This is a genomic window from Amycolatopsis cihanbeyliensis (assembly GCF_006715045.1).
GTDB lineage: Bacteria > Actinomycetota > Actinomycetes > Mycobacteriales > Pseudonocardiaceae > Amycolatopsis > Amycolatopsis cihanbeyliensis.
Window position 1 is genome coordinate 4106014 of the sequence record NZ_VFML01000001.1, and the last position, 13517, is coordinate 4119530.

A 13517-nucleotide genomic window follows, 5' to 3' on the forward strand; every position below is an offset into this window, starting at 1 on the left:
CGGCGGCCGGATGGTCAGGCGCGGGCGGCGATGGCGTCGGCGAGGGCGAGGATCCGGCGGGCGTTGTCCACGTGCAGGTTCTCGATCATCCGACCGTCCACGGTCACCACGCCCTGCCCGGCCGCCTGCGCCTCGTCGAAGGCGGTGATGATCCGGCGGGAGCGGTCGACCTCCTCCTCCGAGGGCGCGAACACGCGGTTGCACGGCTCGAGCTGGCCGGGGTGGATGAGCGTCTTCCCGTCGAAGCCGAACTGCCTGCCCTGCACGCACTCCGCCTCGAAGCCCTCGAGGTCGCGCACGTCGTTGTAGACCCCGTCCAGGATCACCTTGCCGGTGGCCCGCGCGGCGAGCAGGCACAGGGAGAGCCCACCGAGCAGCGGCGCGCGGCCGGGGACGAACTCCGCGTGCAGCTCCTTCGCCAGGTCGTTGGTGCCCAGCACCAGCACGGTCAGCCGCTCACTGGCCGCGGCGATCTCCTCGGCATGCAGCATGGCGACCGGGGTCTCCACCATCGCCCAGATCCTGGTGTGCTCGGGCGCCCCGCCGAGCTCCAGCGCGCGCTCGATGTTGTGCACCTCGCGGGCCGAGTTCACCTTGGGAACCACGACGGCGGCCGGGCCCGCCTTGGCCGCGGCGCGCAGGTCGGCGTCGTGCCATTCGGTGTCCAGGCCGTTCACTCGAATGGTCAACTCGCGCGGTCCGTACTCGCCGGACGCCGCGGCGGCACACACCCGTTCCCGCGCCGCTTCCTTGGCGTCCGGGGCCACCGCATCCTCCAGATCGAGGATCAGCGCGTCCGCGGGCAGGGTCTTGGCCTTCTCCAGCGCGCGTTCGTTCGCGCCGGGCATGTACAGCACGGACCGGCGCGGGGTCACCTCGGTCATTCGGCCAGTGCCTCCTCGGTCGCGGCGTCGTAGGCCTCGGCCAGCTCCGGGTCCCGAGCGGCCAGCGCGTCGGCGAGCTCGGCGACCACCCTGCACTGCTTCACCGAGGCGTCGTCCTGCATCTTTCCTTCGATCATCACGGCGCCGGTGCCGTCGCCCATCGCGCCGATCACCTTGCGTGCCCAGGCCACGTCCCGCGGCGCGGGGGAGAACACCTTCTTCGCGATCTCGATCTGCGCCGGGTGCAGGCTCCACGCGCCCACGCAGCCGAGCAGGAAGGCGTTGCGGAACTGGTCCTCGCAGGCCACCGTGTCCCGGATGTCGCCGAACGGCCCGTAGTACGGCAGGATCCCGTGCATCGCGCAGGCATCCACCATGCGCGCGACGGTGTAGTGCCACAGGTCCTGCTGGTAGGTGGTGCGGCCCTCGTCCAGCTCCTCGCCGACCGGGTCGGTGCGCACCAGGTAGCCGGGGTGCCCCCCGCCGACCCTGGTGGTCTTCATCCGGCGACTGGCGGCGAGGTCCGCGGGCCCCAGCGAGATGCCCTGCATCCGCGGGCTCGCCCCGGCGATCTCCTCCACATTGGCCACACCGCTCGCGGTCTCCAGGATCGCGTGCACCAGCAACGGCCTGGTCAGCCCGGCGCGCGCCTCGAGCTGGGCGAGCAACCGGTCCACGTAGTGGATGTCCTGCGCGCCCTCCACCTTCGGCACCATGATCACGTCGAGCCGGTCGCCGATCTCGGTGACCAGCGTGATCAGGTCGTCCAGCACCCAGGGCGAGTCGAGGCTGTTCACCCGGGTCCAGAGCTGGGTGCGACCGAAGTCGACCGACTTCGCGATCCGCACGAGGCCGTTGCGCGCCGCCTCTTTCCGGTCCGCCCTGATCGCGTCCTCCAGGTTCCCGAGCAGAACGTCGACCTGCGGCGCGATGCCGGGGACCTTGGTCGCCATCTTCTCGTTGCCCGGGTCGAAGAAGTGGATCATCCGGGAGGGCAGTACCGGGATCTGCCGCGGCGGATCGGGCGCCCCCACGGCGAGGGGCGCGAAGAAGTCCTTCGGCGAGCGCATCGAGCCTCCAACGTTACTGGCCGGTACCCAAGGTTGACCCTATCCCGACGATCCGGGCGTCGCTGCGGTGTGGCTCACGCCGAGGGCCGCGGGGGACTCGCCGAGACCCGCAGAGGACAGCCGAGGGCAGCCGAGGGCACTGCGCTGTCAAGCACAAGATTGGTGCTCGCGCGGGTGAGTGAACGAAAGCGATTGCCGTTGCACCGCGTCGATATGCCGTTCGACCAGCCCTCACCCGTACGGCGGCACGGTCGGGGTGAAGTCGGACGACCGCCCGTCGACCGGTCACCGACCGTTCAGCGCCGTCGATCGCAGTCGCCGCGGTTGCCCGGAGACCCGAACTTCCCGCACCTGGTACTCAATTCATGTGCCTTTTTGCACGAGGCAGGTCAGGCGCAGCGCGAAGCAGAAGGAGGCGGACCTCATGGCGGTGACACCAGGTCAGACCACGGTGACCGACGGAGCGAGTGACACCCGATCTCTGCACCGCCGCGCGGCATCCGCGGTCGACCTTCCGGCGCCCGCGGACGACCTCGCGGCCGAGGCCGCCGCCCAGCTCGACTGGGACGGGGTGGCGCTGCCGCAGTCGACCCTGCTCGGGCGCCGGGTCGTGCTGGTCGCCCGGCTGCGCACCGAGGTGCACGCCGAGCGGATCGCGATGGGCGCGAGCCCGATCCTCGACCGCGCCACCGTCGCCACCTGGACCTGGCCGGAGTTCGCGGCCACCGCGCCCGCCCCTGCCGCCGAGATCGTCGGCGTGCTCGCGGTGGCGCGGCACTGGCGGACCGGGATGGCGGCGACGGTCCCGTTCGCCCGTTACGGCGAGGCCGCGATGGTGCTGCCCTACTCGGCCGTGTTCAGCCAGGACTACGTGGACAACTGCCTGCCGAGGGCCCGCACCTACGGGCTGGGTGTGGTGACCGCGGACGAGGACGCCGTGGTCGATCTGGACCTGGCCGGGCGCGCCGACCGGATGCTCGCCCCCATGGACGCGGTGTCCCGCTGGGTGAACGAGGTGGCCTACGAGCAGCTCCTCGCCGTCGGCGAGGTGCCCGCGAACTGCGGCTGACCGGCGGTTGCGGCTAGGGTCGGCGCCATGCGAGTAGTGATCGCGGGTGGACACGGCAAGATCGCGCTGAACCTGGAGAAGCTGCTGGCCGCGAACGGCGACCACGCGGTGGGCATCATCCGCAATCCCGACCACGCAGGCGACCTGCGGGACCTCAGTGCCGAACCGGCCGTGCTGGATCTCGAGACGGCGACGGTGGACGAGGTCGCCGAGGTGCTTGCCGGCGCGGACGCCACGGTGTTCGCGGCGGGAGCCGGACCGGGCAGCGGCGTCGCCCGCAAGGACACCGTGGACAAGGCCGCCTCGGCCCTGCTCGCCGACGCCGCCGAACGCGCGGGTGTGCGCAGGTTCGTGCAGGTCAGCGCGATGGGCCTGAGCAGGGCGGACAATCCGGCGACGGACGAGGTGTTCGCCGTCTACCTGCGTGCCAAGGCCGCGGCCGAGGAGGACCTGCGGGCGCGGGACCTGGACTGGACGATCCTGCGCCCCGGGCGGCTGACCGACGATCCGGGCGCCGGCCAGGTCCACCTCGCCGACGAGGTGCCGCCCGGCGAGGTGACCAGGGAGGACGTGGCGCAGGTGCTGGCCGGCCTGCTGGCCGAACCGATCGCGCTGCGCCGCACGCTGGAGCTGACCGGCGGGAACACCCCGGTCAGCGAAGTACTCAGCCGGCTGTGACCCCTGTGTGGGACGTCCTTACCTGACGGTGATCCCGATCAACCGTCCCGGACGAAAGTCCGCTGCGCGAAACTGGTGGAGCCTCGGGTCACCGCGTGGGTGACAATCGCCACAAATCCCAGCACGACCGGGTACCACCAGCGATCCGCTGGCCACTGGTCCGGGAGTGGCAGGCGGTAGGCGATCGTCGGTGTGTAGTTCATCGAGGGCGGAACCAGGTTGTTCAAGATGCCTGTCGAGAACCAGCACAGTAAGGCGGTGACGCCAGCGCTGGTCGGGCCGATAAACGGCGAAAGGGAGAATATCAGGGCAGCTAGGAATGACGTGTTGAGAATCGAAAGCAGGAGTATTTCGGACATCTTCATGCCGATTTCATCCAAAGCTGCGGGTGCTGATATATTTATGAAAGAAAGAGTGATGATGAATGGCGCTATTGCCATGCCGGCCACCGCGAATGCAACTGAGCAGAATGTGGCTCGACGCGTTCCGGTTCGGTCCCACTCCCAGAAACGTGGACGTAGGAAGACTGCTGCCAAAATTGTACCGACGAGTGCGCAGCCTTCGGTATAACGCAACCCCACGCGGCCGCCATTCGGGTTCATATCGATCGGCACGATACCGTCGGCAAGAACGTATGCGAGTGCAGCCAGTATACCGCTACCGAATAGCAGGAGGTGAACTTGTCGACATTTAAATATTATTCTTGTCATTGTCGTCGTATGTCATCTTTTCGGGTCGAACAAGATTCTATTGCGTCATTATTTTCAGCTATCCACTTACTCATTTCCTCCGGCGAGAAATCTTGAAATGCGTTGGGTATGCTTTCCAATTCCCCAGCGCGCGCCAGCCATGTTTCCAGGTCTGACTGGATAGTAATGGGGCCACTGGCTGATCCTGCTGCTCCGCCGATTTCCGCCGGGTGTTGTTCACGGCAGGCCGCTTGCCCAGTGAGCGCGCCTGCGAGGTGATACTTCGCGGAGTCTTCGGGATCATCCGGTCGCGGAGTCGTGAGCGGGGCCAGATACACGACATGAGTGTTCGACGCGACCCGAGTCTCGTCCAGGACGAGCGCACGATCGTAGATTCGTACTATTTTTCGTTGATTTTCACCGTATGCTTCGATGACCGGTCCCAGGGTCTCCATGATCGGGCCGAGTTCCGTGCGGTGGCCGGCGTGTACGCAGAACTCGACATCGGCCCGCATGGCGCACTGACGTGGTGGATCGGAAGGGGTGACGAACAGTGCCGGAGTCGTGACGAGGCCGCCCACGGCCAGCACTACCGGAACGGCAGCCGCGCCCCACATGGAAAGGGCGCTCGCTTTCGTGCGTTCTCGGCGGTTGGCCAGAATGAGGGACGATACGATAATTGCTACGGCGGCGACGGCGAGAAAGAATATGCACCGAAACAGCACCATGGGCAAGTTCTCCACCTGACCGAGGCTTGGTTCGACGTACAGCACCGGGATCACCGGTGCGTACGAGTCACCACTGTAACCGAGGACGGTGGTGCCGAAGATCAGCAGGAAAGCCGCTGGAGCGACGAGCGCGGTACGCGCGATGACGCCGATCAGGTAGCCGGTTGCGATGGCCGCAGTCATCCCCAGTAACCCGCTGATCATGGTCAGGATGTGCGGGCCGCCGAACTGCGCATCGATGGCGCTCACAATCACCAGGGGCGCGAGCCCCAGCAGGTAACCTGCCAGCAGCGTTCCGACCAGTTTCCGCAGGTGGAGCAGGATCACCGGTGATCCGGTCCGACCGCTGGTGGGCAGTGCGTAGATTCGGTGGGGCGGAGTGAGCCTGCCCGCGACGAACGCGGCGACCATCGCCGCGGTGGGAGCTGCCCATGCTGTCTGTTGGTGGAACTGAGCGCTGGTCTGTACCCACTCCTGATACCGCCACGACAGCATGTCCCACGTGCTCGCGAGAACGATGCCAAGGATCGCTGACGCCGGAATGATCAGGACCCAGGGCGGGAGGGGCCAGAAGAACCTGCGGAGTCGGCTAGTCATCGGAACTCCCCAGCCTGGCTATCAGCGCGTCGTAGGCGCGTTCGAAGTCTGAGCCGAGTTTCTCGGTGGAGTCGGTGGTGTCGACAAGTTGGGTCAATTCGTCGACGGTCCCGTCGAAGACCAGTTGGCCAGCCGCCAGTACCGCGACACGCTGGCAAACGTGGGAGATGTCCTCAATCAAGTGAGTGGACAGCACGACCGTGTACCGCTTGCCGACGTCGGCGATCAGCTCACGTATGCGAAGACGCTGACCTGGGTCCAGTCCGGCGGTGGGCTCGTCCAGGATCACCAGCCTGGGCTCGTGCGCCAGGGCTGCCGCGATGCCGACTCGTTGCCGCTGGCCGCCGGAGAGCGTCCGAACCTTGCTCCTGGTCTGCTCGGTCAGCTTGACCTCGGCCAGTGCCCGTTGGGCGGCTTCCGCGCATTGCCGACGTGGAGTGCCGTTGACCCATGCGGCGTAAGAGACTGTATCGATGACTCGAAGCTCGCCGGCCAGGGAGAATTTCTGCGGTACAAACCCGATCGTCGATGCACCCTCAGTATCACTGAACCTTATGGTTCCGGATCGAGGGCGAGTCAGACCTACCAGCAGGTTCAGTAGAGTGGTCTTCCCCGCTCCGTTGGGGCCGAGAAGCCCGGTTACGCCAGGCGTGATCAGCCAGTTCACACCTTTCAGGGCGGATTTGTTCCCATAACGAAAACCGACCTGCTCAACCGAGATTTGCACGTATAGGTTCCTCAACCTCGTGTTATTGCTGAATGCATGCTCGCAGGGTTCCGAGTGCCACTCGGAACCCTGCGGAGCATGATCAGTGTACTCGAAGGACGTCAGCAGTGTACAACGCGGGCCGATTCCTTCTCGTTTCCTGATGAGCTAATCGTCCAACTGTAGTATTCTCCGTGTCCGACGCAACCGCCGGACACGGAGAATCTGTCTACGCTGATCGTTTTCGTTTGCTGGGCCAGGATGGGGTCAGGCCCGAACACGTCTTTGGCGAGACGTACGGTAACTTGGGCGCTGCCCCCGCAGTTCCGTCCACCCATGCCGACCACTTCCGCGCCCGATCGCCACGGGTTATAGGCCGTCAGGTAGCAAGGCGCCTTCTCTTCTGCGGACCACGCAGGAGATGCCAGCATAATTCCCCCGGCGATTAGTGTCCCCCCGACAAGCGCGGTCGATATAATCTTTTTCAAGATCTACCTTCCTTTGTTTGGGAGGAAAGATATGAAGCCCCCCGCTTTCCCCCTTAATTACCACGTACCGTGGACAGGTGTTACTGTAGTATTTTTTTGTGAAGCTGTCAACGTTAATGATCAATCTGGTTGTGAGTCGCCTCGAGTTCTGGGCGGCTCTGTCGAGTCGGCTTTCGCGGAGCCATTTGCGTGCTAAATGTCGATCCGCAATCTGGGTGTATCTTACCGGTTAGATATTACTCTTTCGGCGGTGTCTGCGGGATTGATAATCGTGCTAAAGCGATATCAGCCGGCTGTGACCGGGCCGAGCACGCGGTCGGTGTAGGGGTTGCAGAACACGCCCTGCGGGTCGACCTCGGCGCGGACCCGCAGGAAGTCGTCGAAGCGCGGGTAGCGCTCGCGCAGCGTGGCCGCGTCGAGGTCGTGCATCTTGCCCCAGTGCGGACGGCCGCCCACCGCGCCCGCGATCGAGGCGAAGGCGGTGAAGTACTCCCGGTAGGGCATGCCGAGGAACTGATGCGCCGCGATGTACACGGTGTCCCTGCCGTAGGCCGTGGAAAGCCAGATGTCGTCCGCGGCGGCAACCCGTACCTCGACCGGGAAGGACACCGGGCTCTCCAGCCTCGGCACCAGCGCCCGCAGTTCGGCGAGGACCTCGTGCACGGCCGCACGCGGAATCGCGAACTCCGACTCGACGAACCGCACCGAACGTTTGGTGACGAACACCCGGTGCGAGAGGTCGGAGTACTCCCGGGTGGACAGCAGCGAGGAGGACAGCCTGCCCAGCGGCGGGACCAGTTTCGGCACCGTACGGCCGATCCGGCAGAGCGCGCCGAAGGCGAGGTTCTCGGTCAGCGTGTAGTCGACGAACCGGCGCGCTCCGGAAAGCGGCTGCCGCTCGGTCTCCGGCGGCCTGCGGTTGTTCCGCTTCACCAGGGCCCTGCTGCCGTAGGGGAACCAGTAGAACTCGAAGTGATCCTCGGCCTCGGCCGAGGCTTCGAACCCCTCGAGCACCTCGTCCAGCGGTTCGGGACGTTCGGTCGCGGCGAGTACGAAGGCCGGTTCGCAGCGCAGGGTGACGGTGCTGATCACACCGAGCGAGCCGAGTCCCACCCTGGCCGCGGCGAACAGCTCCGGCCTGCGGTCGGCGGAGCAACTGACCACAGTGCCGTCGGCGAGGACGAGTTCGAGTGCGGCGATCTGGGTGGCCAGCCCGCCGAGCCCGGCGCCGGTGCCGTGGGTCCCGGTGGACACCGCGCCGGCGATGGTCTGCGCGTCGATGTCGCCGAGGTTGGTCATCGCCAGGCCGAGGGCGTCGAGCTCGGCGTTCAGCCGGCGCAGGGAGGTACCCGAGCGCACGGTGACCAGCCCGGTCTCCAGATCGGCCGAGGCGATCCCTGCCCACTGGGTAAGGTCCAGCGCGTCACAGTCGGCGACCGCGACCGGGGAGAAGGAGTGCCCGCTGCCCCATGCGCGTACCCGGCGGCCCTCCACGGCGGAGTCGGTGACCGCCCTGGCGATCTCGGCGACGCTGCGTGGTTTGTGCACCCGTTGCGGGGTGGCGGACACGGTTCCGGCCCAGTTGGTCCAAGCTGCCATCAGCGCACCGCTCCTCCCGTGAGGTTCGAAACAATAAGTGAATGGTATTCGCGTTTCAAGGGTGTTTGTCGTACGGTACGAGCGTGCAAGCTATGTCCGCGCGGGCCTACGACCTGGCCACGAAGCATCTCGATCCGCCGCTCGCGATCGTGGACCTCGACGCGTTCGAGGCGAACGCCGAGGACCTCGTGCGGCGCGCGGCCGGTCATCCGATCCGGCTGGTCAGCAAGTCGGTGCGCTGCCGTCACCTGCTGGAACGGGCGCTCGCGAGGCCGGGATTCACCGGCCTGATGTGCTACTCGCTGCCCGAGGCGCTGTGGCTGTCCGGGGAGGGGCTGAGCGAGGACATCCTGGTCGCGTATCCCACGGCCGCGCACGCCGCGCTGCGCGCGCTGGCCGCCGACGAGCGGGCCAGGAACACCGTCACGATCATGGTGGACTCGCCGGCGCAGCTGGACCTGGTGGATGCCGCCCTGGGTCGGGACCATCCGGAGATCCGGGTCTGCCTCGAGCTGGACGCCTCCTGGCGACCACTGCCGGGGGTGCATGTGGGTACCCGGCGCTCGCCGGTTTTCCGTCCGCGGCAGGCGGCGGCGCTGGCCAGGACGATCATGGCGCGCCCGGGGTTCCGCCTGGTCGGCGTGATGGCGTACGAGGGGCAGATCGCCGGGTTGCCGGACACGCCGGCCGGTGCCGCGCGGCGGGTGGCGGTGCGCTGGATGCAGCGACGGTCGGCGGCCGAGCTGGCGCGGCGCCGTGCCGCGGCCGTGCATGCGGTCCGGGCGGTGGCCGATCTGGAGTTCGTCAACGGCGGCGGCACGGGCAGCGTGGAGAGTACCCGCGCGGATGCCACGGTGACCGAGATCGCGGCCGGTTCCGGGTTGTTGGGCCCGACCCTGTTCGACGGCTACACCCGGTTCCGCCCGCGCCCCGCCGCGCTGTTCGCGTTGCCCGTGGTGCGCGTGCCGGGCGGTGGGACGGCCACCCTGTTCTCCGGCGGGTACATCGCCTCCGGCCCGGCGAGCCGCTCGCGGCTGCCCGCGCCGTACCTGCCGGAAGGGTTGAAGCTGCTCGGCACGGAAGGTGCCGGCGAGGTGCAGACCCCGGTGACCGGCAGGGCCGCGCGCGGGCTGCGGGTGGGCGACCGGGTGTGGCTGCGCCACGCCAAGGCGGGCGAGCTGGCCGAACGGTTCGACGAGTACCACCTCGTCACCGGTGACCAGGTGGAGCGCACCGTGCCCACCTACCGCGGTGAGGGGAAGAACTTCGGCTGACCCGGCCGGTCCTCATCCGCTGCCCCTAAGCTCGACCGACAGTAGGCAACCCCCCACCCTTCCCGGGGGGCGAGCCCCGCTCCAGCGTACCGCTGATGGGAGTCGGGACGGCCGGAAAAGCGCGAGTTGTCCACAGGGAAGTCCCACTGTGGACAACTGGGCGGAGGTCAGTCGCCGAGCCTGCTGGCCAGGTAGCCCTTGAGGAGGTACTTGGTCTCGGCCACCACCTCGGGGTCGCCGTCCGGTTGCCGGCGGAAGGCGAGGTTGAGCAGGCCGTCGGCGGTCTCCACGGCGGTCGCGATCGGCAGCGCGATCGACTCCGTGGGCAGGTCCAGCCGGGCGGCGAGCAGGCCGGTCAGCGAGTCGGCGATGACCCGGTTGTTGTCCCGCCGGTCGTCCAGCAACCGCTGGTCCACCACGTCCCCGAAGTGCACCTTGGAGAACCCCGGCACCTCGCGATGCATCTGCAAATAGATGTCCAGCAGCGAGTCCACGATGTCCCACCAGTGCTGGTGGTCGACCCCGTCCAGCCGCTCACTCACCGCGGCCATGAACCGCTCCAGATTCCGCTGCGTGAGCGCCTGCACCACCGCACGCTTGTCCGGGAAGAACTGGTACAGCGAGCCGACGGCCACACCCGCCCGCTTGGCGATCAAGGTGGTGGTCAGCGCCTCGTACCCCATCTCCTCGATCAACTCGGCGCTGGCGTCGAGCATGCGCTCGACCCGTTGCGCGCTACGTTGCTGAACTGGTTGACGACGCAACGGATTGGCCTCGGGCTGGGTCGCGCTGGTTGCCTTCGCGGCCTGGCGGTCGGACACGGCTTGCTCCCTCTGCTGCTGATCAGCGACTTTAGCGTGCCGGTACTCCTATCCACGGTCGAGGGAGCCAGTAGAATACGAGAAATTTTCATATTGATCGGAGGTGTTCGTGGGAAAGTGGCGATATCCAGCGGATTTCCTGTGGGGAGTTTCCACCTCGGCCTTCCAGATCGAGGGCGCCACCCGGGCGGGCGGTCGGGGACGGTCCATTTGGGACACCTTCACCGGCATGCCCGGCAAGATCGCCGGTGGTGAGCATGCGGAGGTCGCCGCGGACCACTACCACCGCTACCCCGAGGACATCGCCCTGATGGCCGAGCTCGGGGTGGACGCCTACCGGATGTCCTTCGCCTGGCCCCGGATCCAGCCGGACGGCACGGGCCCGCCGAACCCGGAAGGGCTCGACTTCTACGACCGGCTGCTGGACGCCGTCTGCGCGGCCGGGATCTCCCCGGTCGGCACGCTGTACCACTGGGATACCCCGCAGCCCGTCGAGGACGCGGGCGGCTGGTTGGCCAGGGACACCGCCGCGCGGTTCGCGGAGTACGCCGCCATCCTCGGTGAGCGCTTCGGTGACCGGGTGCGGATGTGGATCCCACTCAACGAGCCGATGGTGATGACCATCTACGGCTACGCTATCGGGGAGTACGCGCCCGGTAAGACGCTGCTGCTGGACGCCGTGCCCACCGCGCACCACCAGCTGCTCGCGCACGGTCTCGCGGTGCGCGCGCTGCGCGCCGCCGGTGCCACCCGCGTCGGCACCGCCAACAACCACAGCCCGGTCTGGCCTGCGAGCGGGGACGAAGCCGACCTCGCGGCCGCGGCCTGGCTGGATGCCCTGATCAACCGGCTGTTCGCCGACCCCATCCTGCTCGGTCGCTACCCGAGCGAACTGCTCGAGTACCTCCCCGAGCGCTACGCCGCCGACCTGCCTATCATCGCCGAACCGCTGGACTTCTACGGTGTCAACTACTACGAGCCGCAAGCAGTGGCCGCCCCCGCGCCGGGCACCCCGCTGCCGTTCGAGCTGCGGCCCGTCACCGGGTACCCGATGACCACCAACGACTCCCCGATCGTCCCGGACGGCCTGCGCGAGCTGCTGGTCGGCCTGCACCTGCGCTACGCCGACGCGTTGCCCCCTATCCACATCACCGAGAACGGCTGTAGCTTCGCCGACGAGGTCGGTGACGACGGCGGCGTGCACGACCGGGAGCGCATCGAGTTCCTCGAAGGGCATGTGCGCGCGGTGCGGGCCGCGCTGGAGGTGGGGGTGGACGTGCGGGGCTACTTCGTCTGGTCGTTACTGGACAACTTCGAATGGTCCAAGGGATACGCGCCCCGGTTCGGCCTGGTCCACGTCGACTACCCCACGCAGCGCCGCACACCCAAGGACTCCTTCCACTGGTACCGAAAGCTGATCCGCGGTGCGTAGCGACGCGGGGGACGGCACCGCCGGCGCGCTCGCCGAGCCGGTGACACCCGTCCGTGCCGGGTGGGTCACGCTGCTGTTCCTCGCCAACATCGGGCTCTGGTTCGCGCTGATCACGCCGATCCAGGTGCTGCTGCCGCAGCAGGCCGCACTACTCGACGCCGCGCACAAGGAGCTGGTCTTCGGGGTCGTCACCGGGGTCGGAGCGCTGGTCTCGGCCATGGTGAACCCGCTCGCCGGGATGGCATCGGACCGCACGACCTCCCGCTTCGGCCGGCGCCACCCGTGGACCATGGGCGGGGCGCTGACCGCCATGGCCGGGTTCGTCCTGCTGGCAGGCGCCACCGACATCGTGCTGATGACCCTCGGCTGGTGCGTCGTGCAGGCCGGACTGAACGCCTCCCTGGCCGCGCTCACCGCCGCCCTGCCGGACCGGGTACCGGTACGGCAGCGCGCCAGGGTCTCCGGCTTCGTCGGGATCACCCAGATCGGCGGAACCCTGCTCGGGACGATCGTGGTCACCACGCTGGTCGCCGGGATCGGCCCCGGCTACCTGGTGTGCGGCGGGTTCGTCGTGCTGTGCGCGCTCGCCTTCTCCCGCACCCCGGACGCGGTGCTGCCCACCCGGCCCGCCGAGCCGTTCGGCCGCGCCCTGCGCGGCATCTGGGTCTCGCCACGCCACCACCCGGACTTCGTGCACGCCTGGCTCGGGCACTTCTGCACGCAGGTCGGCAACGCGCTCGGGGTGATGTACCTGCTGTTCTTCCTCACCGATGTGGTGCGGCTGGCCGATCCCGAGGCGGGCCTGCGCACCGCGATGGTGATCTACGCGGTTGCCGTGGTCGTCGGCGCGGTGCTTACCGGCAAGCTGTCCGACCGCGCCGGGCGGCGCAAGCCATTCGTGTACGCCTCGGTGATCCTGATGAGCGCCGCCGTCGCGCTGCTGGTGTTCTGGCAGACCTGGACCGCGACGGTGATCGCCGCCGTGACGCTCGGTTTCGGTTTCGGGGTGTACGCCGCGGTAGGGCTGGCGCTGCTGACCCAGGTGCTGCCCACCGCATCGGCCCGGGCGAAGGACCTCGGCATCGTGAACATCGCGAACTCGTTGCCGCAGGTCATCACCCCGCTGGTGGCCACCTTCGTACTGGCCTACCTCGGCGGCTACCGGGGCCTGTACGCGGTGGCGGCGATCGTCACCCTCGCCGCCGGGGTCTTCATCAGCCGCGTCCGCTCCGTTCCCTGACGGGGAGGAAGGAGCGAGGCCGATCCACCACAGCCGCAGCCTGACATATGGAACCGCGGGCCGGTGCCGGTCGGGGGGAGGGGAGTGCAACGGCACCGGCCCGCGGAGTATCGGGGCCGCACTGCGGGCGGGGGACCACAGCTTGCTATCTGCAATTTTGTTCGCGGCTGGTGATGATCAACCTAGTGGCAGATTGAGCCCTCCGCCAGCGGTTGAGCCGTTAATTTTTCGATTAATCGAGT

12 protein-coding genes are annotated in these 13517 nt (G+C 67.7%); 5 read left to right on the forward strand and 7 right to left on the reverse strand.

Annotation, left to right across the window (positions count from 1 at the left end; all coding sequences use genetic code 11):
• Window positions 1-14 precede the first annotated feature (14 nt).
• Together FB471_RS18640 and FB471_RS18645 are read right to left on the reverse strand one after the other, a co-directional pair.
• The gene (locus tag FB471_RS18640) at window positions 15-884 is read right to left on the reverse strand and encodes an HpcH/HpaI aldolase/citrate lyase family protein (RefSeq protein WP_141999724.1); all 870 of its coding nucleotides are present in this window, start codon (window positions 882-884) and stop codon (window positions 15-17) included.
• Window positions 881-1954, reverse strand: coding sequence for an HpcH/HpaI aldolase/citrate lyase family protein (locus tag FB471_RS18645; RefSeq protein ID WP_141999725.1), 1074 nt, complete (start codon window positions 1952-1954; stop codon window positions 881-883). The genes FB471_RS18640 and FB471_RS18645 overlap by 4 nt, the downstream gene beginning before the upstream one ends.
• Window positions 1955-2378: 424 nt before the next feature.
• Here FB471_RS18645 and FB471_RS18650 point away from each other — a divergent pair, with 424 nt between their 5' ends.
• On the forward strand, window positions 2379-3023 hold the full coding sequence (locus tag FB471_RS18650; protein ID WP_141999726.1) for a hypothetical protein: 645 nt from the start codon (window positions 2379-2381) through the stop codon (window positions 3021-3023).
• 27 nt (window positions 3024-3050) lie between these two features.
• Window positions 3051-3701 carry an SDR family oxidoreductase gene (locus FB471_RS18655; protein WP_141999727.1) on the forward strand — a complete coding sequence of 217 codons (651 nt, stop codon included), beginning with the start codon at window positions 3051-3053 and terminating at the stop codon, window positions 3699-3701.
• A 38-nt stretch (window positions 3702-3739) separates the two neighbouring features.
• On the opposite strand, the gene FB471_RS18660 is transcribed toward FB471_RS18655, so the two are convergent.
• The 4 genes from FB471_RS18660 to FB471_RS18675 form a co-directional block, all read right to left on the reverse strand.
• Entirely contained in the window at window positions 3740-4315 is a 576-nt protein-coding gene (locus tag FB471_RS18660; protein WP_141999728.1) for a hypothetical protein, read from the reverse strand.
• Between the two features lie 92 nt (window positions 4316-4407).
• A complete protein-coding gene (locus FB471_RS18665) occupies window positions 4408-5715 on the reverse strand; it encodes a hypothetical protein (protein ID WP_246076468.1) in 1308 nt (435 codons plus the stop codon).
• The gene (locus FB471_RS18670) at window positions 5708-6442 is read right to left on the reverse strand and encodes an ATP-binding cassette domain-containing protein (RefSeq protein WP_141999729.1); all 735 of its coding nucleotides are present in this window, start codon (window positions 6440-6442) and stop codon (window positions 5708-5710) included. The genes FB471_RS18665 and FB471_RS18670 overlap by 8 nt, the downstream gene beginning before the upstream one ends.
• A 752-nt stretch (window positions 6443-7194) precedes the next feature.
• Entirely contained in the window at window positions 7195-8508 is a 1314-nt protein-coding gene (locus FB471_RS18675) for a D-arabinono-1,4-lactone oxidase (protein WP_141999730.1), read from the reverse strand.
• A 92-nt stretch (window positions 8509-8600) separates the two neighbouring features.
• Here FB471_RS18675 and FB471_RS18680 point away from each other — a divergent pair, with 92 nt between their 5' ends.
• Window positions 8601-9782 carry an amino acid deaminase/aldolase gene (locus FB471_RS18680; protein WP_142002126.1) on the forward strand — a complete coding sequence of 394 codons (1182 nt, stop codon included), beginning with the start codon at window positions 8601-8603 and terminating at the stop codon, window positions 9780-9782.
• Window positions 9783-9949: 167 nt separating this feature from the next.
• Here the strand turns inward: FB471_RS18680 and FB471_RS18685 are convergent, their stop codons facing one another.
• Window positions 9950-10603, reverse strand: coding sequence for a TetR/AcrR family transcriptional regulator (locus FB471_RS18685; protein ID WP_246076469.1), 654 nt, complete (start codon window positions 10601-10603; stop codon window positions 9950-9952).
• A 109-nt stretch (window positions 10604-10712) separates the two neighbouring features.
• Here FB471_RS18685 and FB471_RS18690 point away from each other — a divergent pair, with 109 nt between their 5' ends.
• Both FB471_RS18690 and FB471_RS18695 read left to right on the forward strand, forming a co-directional pair.
• Complete coding sequence (locus tag FB471_RS18690; protein WP_141999731.1) at window positions 10713-12035, forward strand: GH1 family beta-glucosidase; 1323 nt, start codon at window positions 10713-10715, stop codon at window positions 12033-12035.
• Window positions 12028-13275 (forward strand): MFS transporter, encoded by a 1248-nt coding sequence (locus FB471_RS18695; RefSeq protein ID WP_141999732.1) that lies wholly within the window; start codon window positions 12028-12030, stop codon window positions 13273-13275. The genes FB471_RS18690 and FB471_RS18695 overlap by 8 nt, the downstream gene beginning before the upstream one ends.
• The last annotated feature ends 242 nt before the right edge of the window (window positions 13276-13517 follow it).